Origin of the sequence: Paraburkholderia fungorum (genome assembly GCF_046027215.1) — a bacterium.
GTDB lineage: Bacteria > Pseudomonadota > Gammaproteobacteria > Burkholderiales > Burkholderiaceae > Paraburkholderia > Paraburkholderia fungorum_D.
In genome coordinates this window covers 2,465,554-2,485,383 of record NZ_JAQQEN010000002.1, presented here as the reverse complement: position 1 = coordinate 2,485,383, position 19,830 = coordinate 2,465,554, and the positions used below count along the sequence as shown (strand labels likewise).

General features: G+C 62.2%; 14 protein-coding genes and 1 pseudogene. 12 read left to right on the top strand and 3 right to left on the bottom strand.

Annotated elements, in window-relative coordinates; translation table 11 throughout:
• The first annotated feature begins 1 nt into the window (after position 1).
• From polA to PQR27_RS31505, 3 genes are all read left to right on the top strand, one after another.
• Positions 2 to 2,743 (top strand): DNA polymerase I, encoded by a 2,742-nt coding sequence (gene polA, locus PQR27_RS31515; protein ID WP_408527475.1) that lies wholly within the window; start codon positions 2 to 4, stop codon positions 2,741 to 2,743.
• A gap of 174 nt (positions 2,744 to 2,917) precedes the next feature.
• Positions 2,918 to 4,267: an NAD(P)/FAD-dependent oxidoreductase gene (locus PQR27_RS31510; RefSeq protein ID WP_408527474.1), complete on the top strand. Its 1,350-nt coding sequence runs from the start codon at positions 2,918 to 2,920 to the stop codon at positions 4,265 to 4,267.
• A gap of 93 nt (positions 4,268 to 4,360) precedes the next feature.
• Positions 4,361 to 5,233, top strand: a complete 873-nt coding sequence (locus tag PQR27_RS31505) for a dienelactone hydrolase family protein (protein WP_408527473.1) — start codon at positions 4,361 to 4,363, stop codon at positions 5,231 to 5,233.
• An 89-nt stretch (positions 5,234 to 5,322) separates the two neighbouring features.
• On the opposite strand, the gene PQR27_RS31500 is transcribed toward PQR27_RS31505, so the two are convergent.
• Both PQR27_RS31500 and put2H read right to left on the bottom strand, forming a co-directional pair.
• The gene (locus tag PQR27_RS31500; RefSeq protein ID WP_408527472.1) at positions 5,323 to 6,192 is read right to left on the bottom strand and encodes a sulfurtransferase; all 870 of its coding nucleotides are present in this window, start codon (positions 6,190 to 6,192) and stop codon (positions 5,323 to 5,325) included.
• A gap of 159 nt (positions 6,193 to 6,351) precedes the next feature.
• Positions 6,352 to 7,458 (bottom strand): putrescine 2-hydroxylase Put2H, encoded by a 1,107-nt coding sequence (gene put2H, locus PQR27_RS31495; protein ID WP_408527471.1) that lies wholly within the window; start codon positions 7,456 to 7,458, stop codon positions 6,352 to 6,354.
• Between the two features lie 287 nt (positions 7,459 to 7,745).
• On the opposite strand from put2H, the gene PQR27_RS31490 reads away from it, so the two are divergent.
• From PQR27_RS31490 to folE2, 4 genes are all read left to right on the top strand, one after another.
• Positions 7,746 to 8,054, top strand: coding sequence for an exodeoxyribonuclease VII small subunit (locus PQR27_RS31490; RefSeq protein ID WP_408527470.1), 309 nt, complete (start codon positions 7,746 to 7,748; stop codon positions 8,052 to 8,054).
• Positions 8,051 to 8,932 (top strand): polyprenyl synthetase family protein, encoded by an 882-nt coding sequence (locus tag PQR27_RS31485; RefSeq protein WP_408527469.1) that lies wholly within the window; start codon positions 8,051 to 8,053, stop codon positions 8,930 to 8,932. Before PQR27_RS31490 ends, PQR27_RS31485 begins: the two co-directional genes overlap by 4 nt.
• Before the next feature lie 85 nt (positions 8,933 to 9,017).
• Positions 9,018 to 10,925 carry a 1-deoxy-D-xylulose-5-phosphate synthase gene (gene dxs, locus PQR27_RS31480; protein WP_408527468.1) on the top strand — a complete coding sequence of 636 codons (1,908 nt, stop codon included), beginning with the start codon at positions 9,018 to 9,020 and terminating at the stop codon, positions 10,923 to 10,925.
• A 156-nt stretch (positions 10,926 to 11,081) separates the two neighbouring features.
• On the top strand, positions 11,082 to 11,888 hold the full coding sequence (gene folE2 / locus PQR27_RS31475) for a GTP cyclohydrolase FolE2 (protein WP_408527467.1): 807 nt from the start codon (positions 11,082 to 11,084) through the stop codon (positions 11,886 to 11,888).
• Positions 11,889 to 11,973: 85 nt separating this feature from the next.
• On the opposite strand, the gene tsaD is transcribed toward folE2, so the two are convergent.
• Complete coding sequence (gene tsaD / locus PQR27_RS31470) at positions 11,974 to 13,002, bottom strand: tRNA (adenosine(37)-N6)-threonylcarbamoyltransferase complex transferase subunit TsaD (RefSeq protein WP_408527466.1); 1,029 nt, start codon at positions 13,000 to 13,002, stop codon at positions 11,974 to 11,976.
• 121 nt (positions 13,003 to 13,123) lie between these two features.
• Here tsaD and PQR27_RS31465 point away from each other — a divergent pair, with 121 nt between their 5' ends.
• The 5 genes and pseudogenes from PQR27_RS31465 (at position 13,124) to rpoD (ending at position 19,735) form a co-directional block, all read left to right on the top strand.
• A complete protein-coding gene (locus PQR27_RS31465; protein WP_408527465.1) occupies positions 13,124 to 14,359 on the top strand; it encodes a BaiN/RdsA family NAD(P)/FAD-dependent oxidoreductase in 1,236 nt (411 codons plus the stop codon).
• Between the two features lie 49 nt (positions 14,360 to 14,408).
• Positions 14,409 to 14,626 (top strand): annotated as a pseudogene (rpsU, locus tag PQR27_RS31460) (30S ribosomal protein S21).
• A gap of 225 nt (positions 14,627 to 14,851) precedes the next feature.
• A complete protein-coding gene (locus tag PQR27_RS31455) occupies positions 14,852 to 15,298 on the top strand; it encodes a GatB/YqeY domain-containing protein (RefSeq protein WP_408527464.1) in 447 nt (148 codons plus the stop codon).
• A gap of 78 nt (positions 15,299 to 15,376) precedes the next feature.
• The gene (gene dnaG, locus PQR27_RS31450) at positions 15,377 to 17,248 is read left to right on the top strand and encodes a DNA primase (protein WP_408527463.1); all 1,872 of its coding nucleotides are present in this window, start codon (positions 15,377 to 15,379) and stop codon (positions 17,246 to 17,248) included.
• A gap of 84 nt (positions 17,249 to 17,332) precedes the next feature.
• Positions 17,333 to 19,735, top strand: a complete 2,403-nt coding sequence (gene rpoD / locus PQR27_RS31445; protein WP_408527462.1) for an RNA polymerase sigma factor RpoD — start codon at positions 17,333 to 17,335, stop codon at positions 19,733 to 19,735.
• Positions 19,736 to 19,830 lie beyond the last annotated feature (95 nt).

Here is a 19,830-nt window from a genome sequence, read left to right as displayed (position 1 = left end):
AATGCCTGAAGAACGAAGCCTTGAAGGTAAGACCCTGCTATTGGTCGACGGTTCGAGTTACCTGTACCGGGCCTATCATGCGATGCCTGATCTGCGTGGACCCGAAGGTGGCCCGACGGGTGCGCTCTATGGAATGATCAACATGCTGCGGCGCATGCGCAAGGAAGTCACAGCAGAGTATAGCGCGTGCGTGTTCGACGCCAAGGGCAAAACGTTCCGCGACGACTGGTATCCCGACTATAAGGCGAATCGCCCGTCGATGCCGGACGATCTCTCGCGCCAGATCGAGCCGATTCACGTCGCGGTGCGCGCGCTCGGCTGGCCGTTGCTGATGATCGAAGGCGTCGAGGCTGACGACGTGATTGGCACGCTCAGCACCGCGGCGGAAAAGCGCGGTATGAACGTGATCGTGTCGACTGGGGACAAGGATCTGGCTCAGCTCGTGACGGATCATGTCACCCTCATCAATACGATGACTAACGAAACACTGGATCGCGAGGGCGTGATCGCCAAATTCGGCGTGCCGCCGGAGCGCATCATCGATTACCTGTCGTTGATCGGCGATACCGTCGACAACGTGCCGGGGGTCGAAAAATGCGGTCCGAAAACCGCCATCAAATGGCTCACGCAATATGACTCGCTTGACGGCATCGTCGCACATGCGGACGAGATCAAAGGTGCGGTAGGAGACAATCTGCGTCGTGCGCTCGATTTTCTGCCAATGGCGAGGAAGCTCGTCACCGTCGACCGGAATTGCGATCTGACCGCGCATATCGAGTCGATTGAAGAAAGTCTGGAAAGCCGTCCGGAATCGCGCGAGGAACTGCGCGACGTGTTTACGCGCAATGGTTTCAAGACCTGGCTGCGCGAAGTGGAAATCGCGGACGCGGTGGAAGGGCCGGAAACCGATGTGCCGCCAGCGCTCAGCGTGGACCACGAACGCCACTACGAAACCGTGCAGACGTGGGAACAGTTCGACGCATGGCTCGAGAAGATCAACGCGGCCGAACTGACCGCGTTCGATACGGAAACCACCTCGCTCGATCCGATGACCGCGCAAATCGTGGGCCTGTCGCTGTCGGTCGAGCCGGGTCGTGCCGCTTATGTGCCGCTCGCGCATCGCGGCCCGGACGCACCCGAGCAGCTTCCGCGCGAAGAAGCGCTCGCGAAACTCAAGCCGTGGCTGGAGAGCGCCGAACATAAGAAGGTCGGTCAGCATCTGAAGTACGACGAACAGGTGCTGGCAAATTACGGCATCGAAATGCGCGGTATCGAACACGATACGCTGCTGCAATCGTACGTGCTCGAATCGCATCGTACGCACGACATGGACAGCCTCGCGCTGCGTCATCTCGGCATCAAAACCATCAAGTACGAAGAGGTGGCGGGCAAGGGCGCGTCGCAAATCGGCTTTGACGAAGTTGCGCTGGACAAGGCCGCCGAATACGCCGCGGAAGACGCCGACGTCACCTTGCGTCTGCATCAGGCGCTGTATCCGCAAGTGGCCGCGGAGAAGACGCTCGAACATGTCTATCGTGGCATCGAAGTGCCCACGTCGCGCGTTTTGCGCAAGATGGAGCGCACCGGTGTGCTGATCGATGCAGACAAACTGCGTGCACAAAGCAGCGAGATTGCCGCGCGTCTGATCCAGCTGGAAAGCGAAGCGTACGTGCTGGCCGGCGGCGAATTCAATCTGGGTTCGCCCAAGCAGATCGGCCAGATCTTCTTCGAGAAGCTGGAATTGCCGGTGGTCAAAAAAACCCCGAGCGGCGCGCCCTCCACGGACGAAGAGGTGCTGCAAAAGCTCGCCGAAGACTATCCGCTGCCGAAGATCCTGCTCGAACACCGTGGTTTGTCGAAACTGAAGTCGACCTACACCGACAAGTTGCCGCGCATGATCAACGCTCAAACGGGCCGTGTGCATACGAATTACGCGCAGGCCGTGGCGGTCACCGGGCGTCTGGCGTCGAACGATCCGAACCTGCAGAACATCCCTGTGCGCACCGGCGAGGGCCGCCGCATCCGCGAGGCGTTCATTGCCCCGCCGGGTCATAAGCTGGTTTCCGCCGACTATTCGCAGATCGAATTGCGCATCATGGCGCACATTTCCGGCGACGAATCCCTGCTGCGCGCATTCTCGCAAGGCGAGGACATCCACCGCGCCACCGCGGCGGAAATTTTCAGCGTGACGCCGCTCGAAGTCTCGAACGATCAGCGCCGGGTGGCAAAGGTCATCAATTTTGGCCTGATTTACGGCATGAGCGCGTTCGGCCTTGCGGCAAATCTCGGCATCACGCGCGATGCGGCCAAGCTCTATATCGACCGCTACTTCGCGCGTTATCCGGGCGTCGCGCGGTATATGGACGAGACGCGTCTGAGCGCCAAAGCCAGGGGCTATGTCGAAACGGCGTTCGGCCGCCGCCTGTGGCTGCCGGAGATCAACGGCGGCAATGGTCCGCGCCGCCAGGCCGCCGAGCGCGCCGCGATCAATGCGCCGATGCAAGGCACGGCGGCGGATCTGATCAAGCTCTCGATGATCGCCGTGCAGAAGTGGATCGAAGAGTCGAACATCGGCACGCGCATGATCATGCAGGTACACGACGAACTGATTCTCGAAGTACCGGATAGCGAGCTGTCCGAGGTACGTAAGCGCTTGCCGGAATTGATGTGCGGTGTGGCCGCGCTGAAAGTGCCGCTGGTCGCCGAAGTGGGCGCCGGCCTGAACTGGGAAGAAGCGCATTGACATACATGTGACGGCGCGCACGATCGGCAATAACGTCGTGCGCATGTCACACATGTGTTTTGATGGCTTGTGACAACCCGTGCTGCTCGCGGACAATCGCTGACAGACGGTGCGAGTGTGCATCACATCCGTGCCGTCCCGACGCACAACCCATCGGCAAACACGGAGAGTTCAATGCATCGTTTTATCGTCGTTGGCGGAGGTGCGGGGGGATTGGAGCTGGCGACACGGCTGGGTGATCGCTACGCGCCACACAAGAACAAGGGCGGCGTACGAGCGCAGGTGACGCTGGTCGACCGCAATCCAACCCACATCTGGAAGCCGCTGCTGCATGAAGTGGCCGCCGGAAGCATGGACCCCTTCACGCAGGAACTCGAATATGCGGCGCAAGCGCGCTGGCATGGCTTCGAGTTTCAGCAGGGCGAACTGGCCGGTCTTGACCGCGCGAACAAACGTCTGACGCTTGGCACCGTGCTCGACGATGACGGCGCCGAGTTGCTGCCCCAACGTGAACTCGAATACGACACGCTGGTCATCGCGATCGGCAGCACCACGGCGTTCTTCGGCGTGAAGGGTGCGCCTGAGTTTTCCCTTGCGCTCGATACGGTGAGCCAGGCGGAGCGCTTTCGCAAACGGCTGATCGCGGCGTGTATGCGCGCGGAGCATCAGGTGCATGAGCCGGTCGAATGCGGGCCGGGTACGTCGCCATCGGGCGAGCCGCGCATCCAGGTGGCAATCGTCGGTGGCGGCGCGACGGGTGTGGAGTTGTCTGCTGAATTACGCAATACGGCACAGGTGTTGTCCGCGTACGGCTTGCACAAGCTCGATCCGCGGCACGACGTCGGCATCGTGCTGATCGAGGCGGGGCCGCGTATTTTGCCGGCCTTGCAGGAGCGCGTGTCGACAGCCACCGCCGAGTTGCTCACCAAGCTCGGCGTGAAGCTGATGATCGGCGAGACGGTGGCCGAGGTCGCGCCGGGCATTATCCGCACGGCAAGCGGCAAAACCGTGCGCGCCGATCTGACCGTGTGGGCGGCCGGGATCAAGGCGCCCGCCGTCCTGAGTCAGCTCGATGGCCTGCCGGTCAATCGTCTGGGGCAACTCAACGTGCGCCGCACGCTGCAAACCGAAATCGACGACAACATCTTCGCACTCGGCGATTGCGCGGCGTGCCCGTGGCCGGGTAACGAACGCAACGTGCCGCCGCGCGCGCAGGCGGCTCACCAGCAGGCGAGCTTTCTGCTGAAGACGCTCGCGGCCCGGCTCGAGAACAAGCCGTTGCCGGAATTCACCTACCGTGACTTCGGCTCGCTGGTGTCTCTTGGGCACTTCAGCGCGGTCGGCAATCTGATGGGCGGGGTGATCGGCGGCAATATGCTGATCGAAGGGCTGTTCGCGCGGTTCATGTACATGTCGCTGTACCGCCTGCATATCGCTGCGCTGCACGGCTATGCGCGTATGGTGCTGGATACCTTCGCGCACTGGTTGCGTCGCACGACGCTGCCGCGGGTCAAGCTGCACTAACGGTGCTGGAATTGGGTGTATCTGCAACAGGATGCGTGTGAAGCGTATCCTGTCGCCTTGATTCACCTGAGCCATTTACCGGAGGAGTGCCGCATGCTGAAACCCGAAATTGACAGTCTGGTCCCGCACGTTCCCTTCAACCGACGCACCTTCATCAAAGCCGCACTCGGCACCGGTTTCGCCGCGGCCGTGATGCCGGTGTCCGCGCAAACCATCCATACCGATAGCGACGGCCTCGAGGCCGGCGAGATTGCCGTGCGTTCGGGCGACACGCTGGTGCCGGCGTATCGGGCGCAGCCCAAGGGCAAGACGCACTTGCCGGTGATCATCGTCGTGCACGAGGCCTTTGGCGTGCACGAGCATATCGCCGATGTGTGCCGGCGCTTTGCGAAGCTGGGCTATCTGGCGATCGCGCCGAATCTGTTCGAGCGGGAGGGCGATCCGGCGGTGCTGCCGACCGTCCAGCAGATCGACGATCAGATCATCAGCAAGGTGCCTGACGAGCAGGCCATGGCCGATCTCGATGCAACCGTCGCGTGGGCCGGCGAACATGGCGGCGATCTGAACCGGCTTGGTGTGAATGGTTTTTGCTGGGGCGGGCGTATTGCATGGCTGTATGCCGAGCACAATCCGCGGCTGAAAGCGGGCGCGGCCTGGTATGGGCGCGTGGTGGGCGCGAAGAATGCCTTAATGCCGCCCAATCCATTCGACCTGGTCGCGGATCTGCATGCGCCGGTGCTGGGTCTGTACGGACTTCAGGACAAAAGCATCCCGCAAGACACACTCGAACAGATGAAACAGGCCATCGCGCAAGGTCCGCAGGCGGGGCGCGGTTCGCAATTCGTCGTTTATGACGATGCGGGCCACGCATTTTTTGCCGACTATCGCCCAAGTTATAAAAAGGCCGATGCCGAGGATGGCTGGCGCCGGGTGCTGGTGTGGTTCAAGCAGCACGGGGTGGCTTGAGCCGGCCTAGGTTCCGCCGTTCGGTTTGAGGAAAGAAAAAGGCCGTTGCCGCTTGTGAGCGGCAACGGCCTTTTTCCAGATCCTGTGCGTTAAGGTGTCGGGCCCGTGGCAACCGGCCGTGCCGGATTCGACGTCCATTCGCTCCACGACCCTGCGTACAGCGCCGCGCCGTGCATGCCGGCGACCTCCATCGCCAGCGCGTTGACGCATGCCGTCACGCCGGAGCCGCATTGCAGCACGACATGCTCCGGCGTCGTGTCGGACAGCAGCGCATGAAACTCCTCGCGCAGCGTATGAGCCGACTTGAAGCGGCCGTCGGCGGTGAGGTTGTCCTTGAAGAAGCGGTTGAGCGCACCCGGAATATGGCCGCCGACGCGATCCAGCGTCTCGTTCTCGCCGCGATAGCGGTCCGCCGCGCGCGCGTCGACCACAACGCGCTCCCTGGTGCCGAGATTGCGCTCGACCGTCTGGGCGTCCACCGTGACAGACAGCGGCGCTGTTGCCTTGAAGTCGCCGGTGTTTTGCGCGGGAGCATCCTGCGTCAGCGGCAGTCCGGCGGCCTGCCAGGCCTGCAATCCGCCGTCGAGCAGCGCGACCGCGTCGTGGCCGAGCCAGCGCAGCAGCCACCAGGCGCGGGCGGCGTACATGCCGCCTTGCGCGTCATAAGCGACCACTTGTTGACCTTGCTTCAGGCCGCGCGATTCCAGCGTTTCGACGAGACGCGCACGATCCGGCAGCGGATGCCGGCCGTTGGTGCCCGTCTTCGGCCCTGACAGGTCGCGGTCGAGATGCAGATAGTGCGCACCCGGCAGATGCCCAGCCAGATAGGCTTTTTCGCCCGCCTCGGTATCGGCCAGATCGAACCGGCAATCAATGACGAACACGCTTCCCGGCGCCGCGGTGAGCCGCTCGGCGAGATTCGACGCGGAGATCAGAGTGGTGTAGTGAGTGTGGGGCATGACGTCTCCTCGAAACAGGCGGTTGCGGCTCCCCTCCGGCGGCGTGGCGCCGCTGGCGAGAAGCCGAACGATCTCGTTAGTCTAAACAAAAAAAGACGGGCCGAAGCCCGTCTTTCGATGCTTTGATGCTGGCCCTGCGCCAGCCCGACCGACGCCCGATCAGATCGCGCCGAGTTCGCGCCGCAAAAACTCGTGGAAGTGCTGCATGCCGTCTTCCATCGGGCTCTGGTAAGGCCCGACCTGCGATTCGCCACGCTCCATCAGCGCGCGGCGGCCGGCGTCCATGCGCTCGGCGATTTCGTCGTCTTCGCGCGCCGTTTCCATGTAGGCGGCGCGCTCGGCTTCGACAAACTCGCGTTCGAACAGCGCGATTTCCTCAGGGTAATAGAACTCCACCACGTTGGTGGTTTTCTGCGGACCGCGCGGAATCAGCCACGACACCACCAGCACGTGCGGATACCATTCGATCATGATGCCCGGGTAGTACACCATCCAGATCGCGCCGAATTCCGGCGGCTGGCCGCCGCGAAAGCGCAGCACTTCGTCGTGCCATTTGCGATAGGTGGGGCTACCCGGTTGCTCCAGATCCTTGTGCACGCCGACTGTCTGCACGCTGTACCACTCGCCGAATTCCCACGTCAGGTCGTCGCAAGAGACAAAGCTGCCGAGGCCCGGATGGAACGGCGCAACGTGGTAGTCCTCCAGATAGACCTCGATAAAGGTCTTCCAGTTGTAGTTGCACTCGTGCACTTCGACGTGATCGAACATGAAGCCCGAAAAATCGAAGTGCTGCTTGGTGCCGAGCCGCGCCAGATCGCGTGCGACATCGCGCCCCTGTGCTTCGAACAGCAGGCCTTGCCAGTTTTGTAACGGCGTGGCGCCGAGATTCAGGCAGGGATTGTCCGCAAAATGCGGTGCGCCGAGGAGCTGACCGTTCAGGTCGTAGGTCCAGCGATGCAGCGGGCAGACGATGTTCTCCGTCTGCCCGCTGCCGTTGAGCATGATGGCTTGCCGGTGGCGGCACACGTTCGACAGCAGTTCGACTTGCGACTGCTGGTTACGGACGAGCACACGCCCCTCGCTCTCGCTGGGCAAGGCAAAATAATCCCCCGCTTCGGGCACCATGAGATCGTGACCGATGTAACGAGGACCTTTCTTGAAAAGGGTGTCGATTTCGCGCGTTAGAAGCGCTTCGTCAAAGTAAGCCGTGACTGGCAGCTGGCTGTGAACAGACCGCAACTGCAATGCATTGCTCAGATTGGACATTCCCACTCCCGATGAAGACGTGAAAGCAGTGAACAACCCAACCATCGAAGATTCGATTTAGGGAGCCCAAGATTATACCCGTTTCCCCCTTCCTGGGGCCATTAAGTGACTGATTTGGGTCAAAAATGTCAAGAAAGTTCGCTGTTTTCGCCACGGACCAATCGATATTTTTCTGCGAGACTGTGCAGGGCGGCGCGGAGGCCACAGGCGGGGCGTGGAGGGCCAGCGGATCGGAAATGTCTCTTTTGCCGTAGAATGTCCGACTTGTTTTAATTTTGCGACTATTCATGGCGAAGACCGCATCGAAGGATACTGCTGCCGCGCCTGCCGAAGGCGTCGACACCGCGCCGCTGCCCGAGAACTACGAAGCGGCCCAGGCGGAGCTGGAAGGGCTGGTCGCGCGCATGGAAGGCGGCAGTCTGAGTCTCGAGGAGTCGCTCGCTGCTTACCGGCGCGGCGCAGCTCTCGTGGCGTTTTGCCAGCAGCAGCTCGAGAAGGTCGAGCAGCAGGTGCGCGTGCTCGATGGCGAGACGCTCAAGCCGCTGCCCATGAATAGCGCAGGCACAGCCGCTACTGAAAGCGGGGACGACCTATGACATTCGAACAATGGACACGCTCGGTACTTGAACGAGTGGAAACGGCACTAGACCATTACCTGCCGACTGAAGCAACCGCGCCGGCCACACTGCACGAAGCCATGCGCTATGCAGTAATGGGCGGCGGCAAGCGGGTTCGCCCGCTGCTGTGTCACGCGGCCGGCGAACTGACCGGCGCGCGCGCAGAATGCCTTGATGCGGCAGCGGCGGCGCTGGAAATGATTCACGTGTACTCGCTCGTGCACGACGACATGCCCTGTATGGACGACGACGCGTTGCGCCGCGGCAAACCCACGGTACACGTCAAATATGACGAAGCCACGGCACTGCTGGTGGGCGACGCGCTGCAGTCGCAGGCGTTCGTCGCGCTGACGTCCGAGGTTCTGGCTCCTGCGCAGCAGGCCTCGCTGGTGCGGGAGCTGGCACTGGCGAGCGGCTCGATCGGCATGTGCGGTGGTCAGGCGATTGATCTCGCGAGCGTCGGCCACACGCTGACGCGCACGCAACTGGAAACCATGCACCGGATGAAAACCGGCGCCTTGCTGCGTGCTGCGGTACGCATGGGCGCGCTGGCGGGCGAAACGCCGGATGCGGACGCCATGCGTTCGCTTGACGCGTATGCGGCCGCTGTCGGCCTCGCGTTTCAGGTCGTCGACGATATTCTCGACGTCACGACCGATTCCGCGACGCTTGGCAAGACGGCAGGTAAAGATGCGAAGGACGGCAAGCCGACCTACGTGTCGATTATTGGGCTCGATGCGTCGCGCGCTCTCGCAGCGCAACTGCGCGCCGACGCCCACGCTGCAATCGCGCCGTTTGGCGCGCGTGCGCAGCGTCTTGCCGAATTGGCCGACCTGGTGGTGAACCGGGTTAGCTGAACGCGAAAGCCCGCCGCCGCGCACCTTTGCTAGAAGGTGCATGTATGAAGTGCGGGCGCGTAAGTTTTCCTACAATGGAACGACGATGTACGACTTGCTGAAAACCATTGACGACCCGGCAGCCCTGCGCCGCCTCGATCGCCGCCAGTTGCAACCGCTTGCCGACGAGTTGCGTGCCTTCGTGCTCGACAGCGTATCGCAGACGGGCGGCCATCTTTCGTCCAACCTCGGCACGGTCGAGTTGACCATTGCGCTGCACTATGTGTTCGACACGCCGCGTGACCGGATTGTCTGGGACGTCGGCCATCAAACCTATCCGCACAAGATCCTGACCGGCCGCCGCGACCAGATGCACACGCTGCGTCAGTTGGGCGGCATCTCGGGCTTCCCGAAGCGCGACGAGTCGGCATACGACACCTTCGGTACCGCGCACTCCAGCACCTCGATCTCCGCCGCGCTCGGCATGGCGGTCGCCGGTAAGCTGCAGGGCGACAACCGCATGGGTATCGCCGTAATTGGCGACGGCGCGATGACGGCCGGCATGGCCTTCGAGGCGATGAACAATGCCGGCGTTGAAGACGACGTGCCGCTGCTGGTCATCCTGAACGACAACGACATGTCGATTTCGCCGCCGGTCGGTGCGCTGAATCGCCATCTGGCGCGTCTGATGTCGGGCCGCTTCTACGCTGCGGCACGTGCCGGCGTCGAACGCGTGCTGCGCGTCGCGCCGCCTATGCTCGATCTCGCCCGCAAGCTCGAAGAGCACGCGAAGGGCATGATCGTGCCGGCTACGCTGTTCGAAGAGTTCGGCTTCAACTACATCGGCCCGATCGACGGTCACGACCTCGACTCGCTGATCCCGACGCTGCAGAACATCAAGGAACTGCGCGGTCCGCAATTCCTGCACGTCGTGACGAAGAAAGGCCAGGGCTATAAGCTGGCCGAAGCCGATCCGGTGCTGTACCACGGCCCGGGCAAGTTCAATCCGGCTGAAGGCATCAAGCCGGCCACCACGCCGTCGAAGAAGACCTACACGCAGGTGTTCGGCGAATGGCTGTGCGACGCGGCCGAGCTGGACGCGCGCGTGATCGGCATTACGCCCGCCATGCGCGAAGGCTCGGGCATGGTCGAGTTCGAGAAGCGCTTCCCGGACCGTTACTTCGACGTCGGCATCGCCGAGCAGCACGCAGTGACATTCGCCGGCGGCCTGGCCGCTGACGGCATGAAGCCGGTCGTCGCGATCTACTCGACTTTCCTGCAGCGCGCATATGATCAGCTGATTCATGACGTCGCGCTGCAAAACCTGCCGGTGGTGTTCGCGATCGACCGCGCCGGTCTGGTGGGCGCGGACGGCGCCACGCACGCGGGCGCTTACGATCTGGCGTTCCTGCGCTGTATCCCGAACATGACGGTGATGGCCGCGTCGGATGAAAACGAATGCCGCCAGATGCTGTACACCGCATTGCAGCAGCCGAATCCGACGGCGGTGCGCTATCCGCGCGGCGCGGGCACCGGCGTGGCAACGGTCAAGCAGATGACGGCGCTGCCGCTCGGCAAGGGCGAGGTCCGTCGCGAAACGTCGCAGCCGGCGGGCAAGCGCATCGCGATTCTGGCGTTCGGCACAATGGTTGCGCCGTCGCTGGCGGCGGCCGAACAGCTGGACGCCACGGTAGCGAACATGCGCTTCGTGAAGCCGCTGGACGCGGAACTGGTTCGCCAGCTGGCCGAAACGCACGATGCCATCGTCACGGTCGAAGAAGGCTGTGTGATGGGCGGTGCAGGCTCGGCATGCGTCGAAGCGCTGCTTGAAAGCGGGGTGATGCGCCCCGTACTACAATTGGGCCTTCCGGATCGGTTCATCGATCATGGCGACCCGGCCAAACTGCTCTCCCAGTGTGGTCTGGACGGTGCAGGCATCGCCAAGTCGATCCGCGAGCGCTTTCTCGCGAGCGGTGCGGTTGCCGGTCAGCCGTCGGTGAAGCGCGTCGCGTAACTGCGCGGCCGTTTGCTGTGCCGCCGCGATGCTATGCGGCCATAGCGATCTCCAACTTGAATCGATGGACTTTCGGGTCCATCATCCAACGCCGGCAAGGGCCGGCGTTTGCCGTTGCGCGCCCTGATCCGCACGGCCTGTGAGGACGATAAGAATATGAACCAGATGAATCCCGCCTTTGTGATGCCCGACGTGCAAAGCACGCCCGATACGCGTCAGATTCCTATCCAGCGCGTGGGGGTCAAGGCTGTGCGCCATCCGTTGAGTGTGCGCACGCCAGACGGCGAGGCGCAGCCGACGGTCGGTACGTGGAACCTCGACGTACATCTGCCGGCGGACCAGAAGGGCACGCACATGTCGCGCTTCGTCGCGCTGCTCGAAGAAAACAAGGCCCCCCTCGAGCCGGCCACGTTCCGCACCATGCTGGCCGCGATGCTTGAAAAGCTGGAGGCCGAGGCGGGCCGAATCGAAGTGTCGTTTCCCTACTTCGTGAACAAAACCGCACCGGTCTCGGGCGTGCAAAGCCTGCTCGACTACGAAGTGACGTTGACCGGCGAGACTCGTCACGGCGCAACGCGTCTGTTCCTGCAGGTGCTGGTGCCGGTCACGAGCCTGTGCCCGTGCTCGAAGAAGATCTCGCAGTACGGCGCGCACAATCAGCGCTCGCACGTAACGATCAAGGCCGAACTGGCAGGCGACGTTGCCGTGGAAGAGCTGATCCGTATTGCGGAAGAAGAGGCGTCGTGCGAACTGTGGGGCTTGCTGAAGCGCCCGGACGAGAAGTTCGTCACCGAGCGCGCATATGAAAACCCCAAGTTCGTCGAAGACCTGGTGCGCGATGTCGCGCAGCGTCTGAACGCGGACGAGCGGATCGTCGCGTATGTCCTCGAAGCCGAGAACTTCGAGTCGATTCACAATCACAGCGCATACGCGGTGATCGAGCGGGACAAGCGAGTCGCCTGATAGCGCTTTAGCTGACCGCATTAAAAAAAGCCGCTTCCTGAGTTGTACCTCGAAGCGGCTTTTTTGCGGCAATGCGCTGGAACGCTCAGCGCGCGAGGGAGGTCAGGTCCCAGCGCGGCTTCACCGTGAACGCGTAGTCTTTGCCTGACTGATCAGGCCAGCGTTGCAGTCGCAATGCACCGGCCAGCGCGATCATCGCGCCGTTGTCCGTACACAGCGACAAATCCGGGTAGTGGACATAGAAATTGCGCTTCTTCGCGGCCGCGGAAAGCGCTTCGCGCAGTTGGCGGTTCGCGCCGACGCCGCCTGCCACGACCAGCCGGTTGAGCTTGGTCCGTTTGAGCGCGGCTAGCGATTTGGCCACCAGCACCTCCACCGCCGCATCGACGAAGCCGCGCGCGAGATCCGCCTTGGCCTGCTCGCAGATGTTCGCGCCGCCCAGCTTTTTGGCGTGCGTGAGCACGGCGGTCTTCAGGCCGCTGAAGCTGAAGTCGAGGTCGCCGGAGTGCAGCATCGGGCGCGGCAGCACGACCGCGCCGGGCGTGCCGAACTCCGCCATTCGCGAGACTTCCGGGCCGCCCGGATAGCCGAGGCCAAGGAGCTTGGCGGTTTTGTCGAAGGCTTCGCCTGCCGCGTCGTCCAGCGTTTCGCCGAGCGTCTCGTAGACGCCGACGTCAGTCACGCGCATGAGTTGCGTATGACCCCCCGACACCAGTAACGCAACGAACGGAAACGGCGGTGGCTCGTCCACCAGCAACGGCGACAGCAAGTGCCCTTCCAGGTGATGAATGCCGATGGTCGGCTTGTCCCACGCCATCGCCAGCGCATTGGCGACGCTGGCGCCGACCAGCAACGCGCCTGCGAGCCCCGGGCCTTGCGTGTAGGCAATCGCGTCGATGTCGCCGCGCGCCGCGCCGGCGCGCTCCAGCACTTCTTCGAGCAACGGCAGGGCGCGCCGGATATGGTCGCGCGACGCCAGTTCCGGCACCACGCCGCCGTATTCCCGATGCATCGCAATTTGCGAATGCAGCGCGTGCGCGAGCAGCCCGCGCTCCGTGTCGTAGAGCGCGAGACCGGTTTCGTCGCAGGAGCTTTCGATGCCGAGAACGAGCATGATTTGTGGACTCGATGGGCGCGCGAGTGAGGCCACTCCGGCGCCCAAAAGTGAAAAGGCAAGTCTCAAAGTATAGCAGTGCGGCCAAGGGGCCGCCGACGCGCGGGTACAATGCGGCCCCATGGAATCCTTCGATATCGCGGTGATCGGCGCAGGCGCGGCCGGCATGATGTGCGCGGCGGTGGCCGGGCAACTCGGCCGTCGCGTGGTGCTGATCGACCATTCGCAACGTCTCGCGGAAAAGATCCGCATTTCCGGCGGCGGCCGCTGCAACTTTACGAATCTGTACGCCGGCCCGGCCAATTACCTGTCGGCCAACCCCCATTTCTGCCGCTCGGCGCTGGCGCGCTATACGCCGCGCGATTTCATGGCGCTGCTCAAAAGCCATCACGTGACATGGCATGAGAAGCACAAGGGGCAACTGTTCTGCGATCAGTCGAGCGATGCGGTCATCAATGTGCTGAAGAACGAGTGCGATGCCGGCCGCGTTGCGTGGCGCACGCCGCTGGCGGTCGAGCAGGTGCGGCAAGACGCTGAAGGGCGGTTTACGCTCGACACCCAATCCGGGCCGATTACCGTCGGTGCCCTGGTGGTGGCGACCGGCGGCCTGTCGATTCCCAAAATCGGCGCCACGGATTTTGCCTACCGGCTCGCCAGGCAATTCGGCCACAAGTTGATCGACACGCGTCCGGCGCTGGTCCCCCTGACCTTCGCCGCTGCCGACTGGGAGCCGTTCGCGGCGCTCTCGGGCGTCTCGCTCGACGTACAGCTGGCGACCGGCAACAAGAAGACCGGCGCGGAGTTCAACGAAGACCTGCTGCTTACACATCGCGGCCTGTCCGGCCCGGGCGTGCTGCAGATTTCCAGCTACTGGCAGCCGGGCGAACCGATTCACATCAATCTGTTGCCTGAGCGGGACGCGACCGAGGCGCTAATCGAAGCGAAAGCCGGCACGAAGCGCCAGATCGCGAATCTGCTCGCGGAATGGGTTCCGCAACGGCTCGCCCATGTCTGGCTGGAAACTCACCAGATTCTCGCTGAAGCCCGCGTCGCCGATTTGCCGGACAAAACCTTGCGGCGCATCGGTGAAGCCTTGTCGCGCTGGACGCTCATCCCGAACGGCACCGAAGGCTACCGCAAAGCCGAAGTGACACGCGGCGGGATCGATACCCGCGACCTGTCTTCATCGACGATGATGAGCGCCCGCGCGCCGGGCCTGTACTTTATCGGCGAAGCGGTCGACGTGACCGGCTGGCTCGGTGGCTACAATTTCCAATGGGCGTGGGCCTCCGGCGTGGCGGCCGGCCAGGCGGCTGCGGAGTATGTCAGGGGGCTTGACGGCGCCCTAGCTTTGTGACAAAGCTCTGCTATACTCCTGAACCTTTACGAAGTTCCGTTATTGAAAAATGACGACCATCCGCGTAAAAGACAACGGGCAGATAACAAGCCGTTTGAAGCCGCCACGCGCCGCTTCAGGCGCACGGCGGAGAGGAACGGGCTGCTAACAGCACTGCGTGCCAACGAGTTTTACGAAAAGCCCACAGCGTGAAACTAAACGCAAGAAGGCAGCCGCCGTTATTCCAAGTGTCTGCGTGGGCAGATGCTGCCCGAGAAGTTCTACTGATTCTGGCGTCGCCGCGGTCCCGTCGAAACGGAGCGGCGATATCCAACCGGTGGCGGCACGGCAGGTGCCATCACGGAAAATACGGCCCCTTCGGGCCAGCCGGCAGGGTCGCATCCACTACGCGAATTTGCACCAACCCGCTTGAGGAAGCAGTCCCAAGCGGGTATTTGTGTTGATGCAGATGACCTGGCCGGTTTTTCAATTTTCAACGCATTCAGGTGAGTGATGAGTCTCAAGGACCGGATCAACGACGATATGAAAGCAGCCATGCGGGCGCGTGAGACCGAGCGTCTCGGCACGATCCGCCTGTTGCTCGCCGCGATCAAGCAACGTGAAGTCGACGAACGCATCACGCTCGACGACAGCGCGATCACCGCCGTCGTCGACAAGATGATCAAGCAGCGCAAAGACTCGATCAGCCAGTTCGAAGCCGCGGGCCGCACGGATCTGGCCGACAAGGAAAAGGCTGAACTCGCGATTCTCACGGCTTACATGCCGGAGCAGATGTCCGAGGCGGAGATCATCGCTGAAGTGCAGGCCGCGGTTGCGCAAAGCGGCGCTGCGGGCCCGCAGGACATGGGCAAGGTAATGGGCGTGCTCAAGCCGAAGCTGGCCGGCCGCGCCGACTTGACCGCTGTTTCGGCGCAAGTCAAAGCCGCGCTCGCGAAGTAACTCCCGTATTTCCGGTCTGCGCGCGCCGTCGGTTGGCGGGGTGCGCAGCCTTGAGCTTCTAAGGTAGCGTCATTTACTGTGATTCCACCGTCATTCCTGCAGGATCTGCTTAACCGCGTTGATATCGTCGACGTGGTCGGTCGGTATGTGCAGTTGAAAAAAGGCGGCGCGAACTTCATGGGGCTGTGCCCGTTTCACAACGAGAAAAGCCCCTCATTTACGGTTAGTCCGACTAAGCAGTTTTATCACTGCTTCGGTTGTGGCGCGCACGGTACGGCCATCGGGTTTCTGATGGAGCACGTCGGCTCCTCGTTTCCCGAGGCGGTCAACGATCTCGCGCAGTCGGTCGGGTTGACGGTGCCGAACGAACCCTCGCCGGGATATGGCGGGGGCGGTGGCTCGGGTGGCTACACGCCGGCGGCGTCCAAAGCGGTCACCACGGCGCTGTCCGATGTCATGCAGACCGCGTGCGATTTCTACCGCAAACAGTTGCGCAGCGCGCCGGACGCAATCCAGTATCTGAAAAAGCGCGGTCTCACTGGCGAGATCGCGGCCCGCTTCGGTCTCGGCTACGCGCCGGACGGCTGGCAGAACCTTGAACCCGCATTTCCTAACTATCGGGACGATGCGCTGGTCGAATCGGGTTTGGTCATCGTCAGCGAAAAGTCGGATGCGCAGGGTCAGAACCGTCGCTACGACCGCTTTCGCGAGCGGATCATGTTCCCGATACGCAATGTGAAGGGACAGGTAATTGGCTTTGGTGGCCGCGTGCTGGACAGTGGCGAACCAAAATATTTGAATTCGCCGGAAACGCCTCTATTTAACAAAGGCAGCGAGTTGTATGGGCTGTTCGAGGCCCGCCTGGCGATCCGCGAACAGCACTACGTGCTGGTGGTCGAAGGGTATATGGACGTGGTCGCGCTGGCCCAATTGGGGTTTCAGAATGCGGTTGCCACGCTCGGCACGGCCTGCACGCCGATTCATGTGCAGAAACTGATGCGTCAGACCGATACGGTCATTTTCAGTTTCGACGGCGACTCGGCGGGGCGGCGCGCCGCGCGCCGTGCGCTCGACGCCTGCCTGCCGCACGCGGCCGATAACCGGACCATCCGTTTCCTGTTTTTGCCGTCCGAACACGATCCGGATAGCTATGTGCGCGAATTCGGCACCGAGGCGTTCGCCGAGCAGGTCGAGCGGGCCATGCCGCTCTCGCAGTTCATGCTGAACGAGGTGCTGACCGGCAAGGAACTGGATCAGCCGGAAGGCCGCGCCCGGGCGCTGTTCGACGCCAAGCCGCTGCTGCAGGCGCTGCCGGCCAATGCGCTGCGCGCACAGATCATGCATATGTTCGCCGACCGGCTCGACGTGCCGTTCGACGAAGTGGCCGGGTTGTGCGAGGTCGATGCCCGCATTGCGGCGGCCGCCCGCGCGGCGCCGGCCCGCAAAGACCGGCGCCGCGTGACGGGTATTGAGGAGAAAACGCTGCGTAATCTGGTGATGCATCCGCGAACCGTGGCGGTGCTCGACGAAGAAGCCGAGCAGGCGCTTCTGAGCGTCACGCGGCACGGCGAACTGTTCGAAGAAGTGACGACGCATGCGCGCGCTCTGGGCGATTCGGCGGAGTTTCAACTACTGTCCGACCTATTGCGAAACGGCGCAAACGCCCCAACTTTCGAGGAAATCTTTCGCAAAATTCTAGACTATGATGAAAATGTCCGGGATTTACTGCTGAAGGACCCGGCGGATGCGACCGTCATCGAGGAACGGCGCGAGCAGGAACGGATCGTTGGAGAGGAATTGAAAGCGGCGATCCTGAAGATGCGGTATGACGCTTACTGCGATCGTCTCGAGCAGCTTTCGCGGCAATCCCGGCACACGCCGGAGGAGTTTGCGGAGCTCTCGGAGCTGAATCGGAAGCGGGCCGACATGAAGCGCCAGCTTGGGCTGTAGGCGGGAAGGGCGAAACCTGGGTGCTATAATAAAAGGTTTCTAGCGGGTTTGTTTTCCAAAGGTTTTCCTAGCAAAGGCGATGCGATGGCAAAGACTACAGGCGGAAATACGGGCGGAAAGAAAACGACGGGCACGAGCTCCGGGGAGCCGACCAGAAAGGTCACCGAGGCCAAGTTAGTATCTTCTACCCGAAAAGCGTCTGCGGTCAGCGTCACACCTGCTGCCGGGAAGAAACCCTCGACCACTTCGGCTGCGCGAGCGGAGCCGGTCAGGGCGGCGACAGCTGTACCACTACCGGTCACAACACGGCCGGGTGTCAGTAGCGCAAGGGAAGCGGCTGCCGCGCAGGACGATGCGGCAGTTCGCGAGACTTCAGTATCCACGGTTCTACCGGCTGTTGTCCACCAGCCGCGAGTCGAGACTACAGCCGGTACGGCGAACTCCATGACGAAAAAGCTGAATGAAGTACCCGTCGATGACGACGCAACCCAGAGCGAAGAAACCCCTGCGGCCGTTCCGGGCAAGGTGGAAAAGGTCAAGGCTCGCGATCGTCGTGCAAAGGAAAAAGCGCTGTTGAAAGACGCGTTTGCGTCATCGCAGCCGGGCACTGTCGAGGAGCTTGAAGAGCGCCGTTCCAAACTGCGCGCGCTGATCAAGCTCGGCAAGGAGCGCGGCTTCCTCACGTATGCTGAAATCAACGACCACCTCCCGGACAACTTCACTGAAACCGAGGCGATCGAAGGCATCATCAGCACGTTCAACGACATGGGCGTGGCGGTGTACGAGCAGGCACCGGATGCTGAAACGCTGCTGCTGAACGACAACGCGCCGGCGGCTTCTTCGGACGACGAAGTGGAAGAAGAAGCGGAAGTCGCGCTCTCTACCGTCGACTCCGAATTCGGCCGCACCACCGACCCGGTCCGCATGTACATGCGTGAAATGGGTACGGTCGAACTGCTCACGCGCGAAGGCGAAATTGAAATCGCCAAGCGTATCGAAGACGGCCTCAAGCACATGGTGATGGCCATCTCCGCGTGCCCGACCACGATCGCCGACATCCTGGCGATGGCCGAGCGCGTCGCGAACGAGGAAATCCGTATCGACGAACTGGTCGACGGCCTGATCGACGCCAACGCGGAAGACGCGGATGGCTTCTCCGCGCAGGAGGCGGAAGCGATCGAGAGCGAAGACGAGGAAGTCGAGGAAGAAGACGAAGCGGACGAGGAAGAAGACGACGGCACGGCTCAGGCCACGGCCAACGCGGCGCAGATGGAAGCGCTCAAGCGTGCGTCGCTCGAGAAGTTCGCCATGATCAGCGAATGGTTCGACAAGATGCGTCGCGCGTTCGAGAAGGAAGGCTACAAGTCCAAGTCGTACCTGAAAGCGCAGGAAACGATCCAGAACGAACTGATGACGATCCGCTTCACCGCGCGTACGGTTGAGCGTCTGTGCGACACGCTGCGCGCGCAGGTAGACGAAGTGCGCCAGGTCGAGCGTCAGATTCTGCATACGGTGGTCGACAAATGCGGCATGCCGCGTGCGGAGTTCATCGCGCGTTTCCCGGGCAGTGAGACGGATCTCGAGTGGGCCGACAGGATCGTCGGTGAAGGCCACGCGTATAGCGCGATCCTCACGCGTAACATTCCGGCGATCCGCGAACAGCAGCAACGTCTGCTGGATTTGCAGGCGCGTGTGGTGCTGCCGTTGAAGGACCTGAAGGAAACCAACCGTCAGATGGCGGCCGGCGAACTGAAGGCGCGTCAGGCGAAGCGCGAAATGACTGAGGCGAACTTGCGTCTCGTGATCTCGATTGCGAAGAAATACACGAACCGTGGTCTGCAATTCCTCGACCTGATTCAGGAAGGCAACATTGGCCTGATGAAGGCGGTGGACAAGTTCGAATATCGTCGCGGCTACAAGTTCTCCACGTATGCCACGTGGTGGATTCGTCAGGCCATCACGCGTTCGATCGCTGACCAGGCGCGTACGATCCGGATTCCGGTTCACATGATCGAAACGATCAACAAGATGAACCGCATCTCGCGTCAGATTCTGCAGGAAACCGGTCTCGAGCCGGATCCGGCAACGCTGGCGGAGAAGATGGAAATGCCGGAAGACAAGATCCGCAAGATCATGAAGATCGCGAAGGAGCCGATCTCGATGGAAACACCAATCGGTGACGACGACGATTCGCATCTGGGTGACTTCATCGAAGATACGAACACGGTCGCGCCGGCGGACGCGGCGTTGCACGCCAGCATGCGCGATGTCGTGAAAGACGTGCTCGACTCGCTGACCCCGCGCGAAGCAAAGGTGCTGCGCATGCGGTTCGGTATCGAGATGAGCACCGATCACACGCTGGAAGAAGTCGGCAAGCAGTTCGACGTGACGCGTGAGCGGATTCGTCAGATCGAGGCGAAGGCGCTGCGCAAGCTGCGCCATCCGAGCCGCTCAGACAAGCTGAAGTCGTTCCTCGAAGGAAATTGATCGAAGCAGGCGGGTCGTTGCAGTGGATGTAGCAGTTTGAAGGGGCCTCCCGGTTGTTTCGCGTAAGCGAAGCGGTTGCGGAGGCCCCTTTTTCG

Bases quoted from the DNA above. Each gene is read 5' to 3' on its own strand.
- folE2 (WP_408527467.1), top strand. From the start codon at position 11,082: ATGAACCAGATGAATCCCGCCTTTGTGATGCCCGACGTGCAAAGCACG.
- polA (WP_408527475.1), top strand. From the start codon at position 2: ATGCCTGAAGAACGAAGCCTTGAAGGTAAGACCCTGCTATTGGTCGAC.
- PQR27_RS31485 (WP_408527469.1), top strand. From the start codon at position 8,051: ATGACATTCGAACAATGGACACGCTCGGTACTTGAACGAGTGGAAACG.
- put2H (WP_408527471.1), bottom strand. From the start codon at position 7,458: ATGTCCAATCTGAGCAATGCATTGCAGTTGCGGTCTGTTCACAGCCAG.
- rpoD (WP_408527462.1), top strand. From the start codon at position 17,333: ATGGCAAAGACTACAGGCGGAAATACGGGCGGAAAGAAAACGACGGGC.
- PQR27_RS31455 (WP_408527464.1), top strand. From the start codon at position 14,852: ATGAGTCTCAAGGACCGGATCAACGACGATATGAAAGCAGCCATGCGG.
- tsaD (WP_408527466.1), bottom strand. From the start codon at position 13,002: ATGCTCGTTCTCGGCATCGAAAGCTCCTGCGACGAAACCGGTCTCGCG.
- PQR27_RS31505 (WP_408527473.1), top strand. From the start codon at position 4,361: ATGCTGAAACCCGAAATTGACAGTCTGGTCCCGCACGTTCCCTTCAAC.
- dxs (WP_408527468.1), top strand. From the start codon at position 9,018: ATGTACGACTTGCTGAAAACCATTGACGACCCGGCAGCCCTGCGCCGC.
- PQR27_RS31490 (WP_408527470.1), top strand. From the start codon at position 7,746: ATGGCGAAGACCGCATCGAAGGATACTGCTGCCGCGCCTGCCGAAGGC.
- PQR27_RS31500 (WP_408527472.1), bottom strand. From the start codon at position 6,192: ATGCCCCACACTCACTACACCACTCTGATCTCCGCGTCGAATCTCGCC.
- PQR27_RS31465 (WP_408527465.1), top strand. From the start codon at position 13,124: ATGGAATCCTTCGATATCGCGGTGATCGGCGCAGGCGCGGCCGGCATG.
- PQR27_RS31510 (WP_408527474.1), top strand. From the start codon at position 2,918: ATGCATCGTTTTATCGTCGTTGGCGGAGGTGCGGGGGGATTGGAGCTG.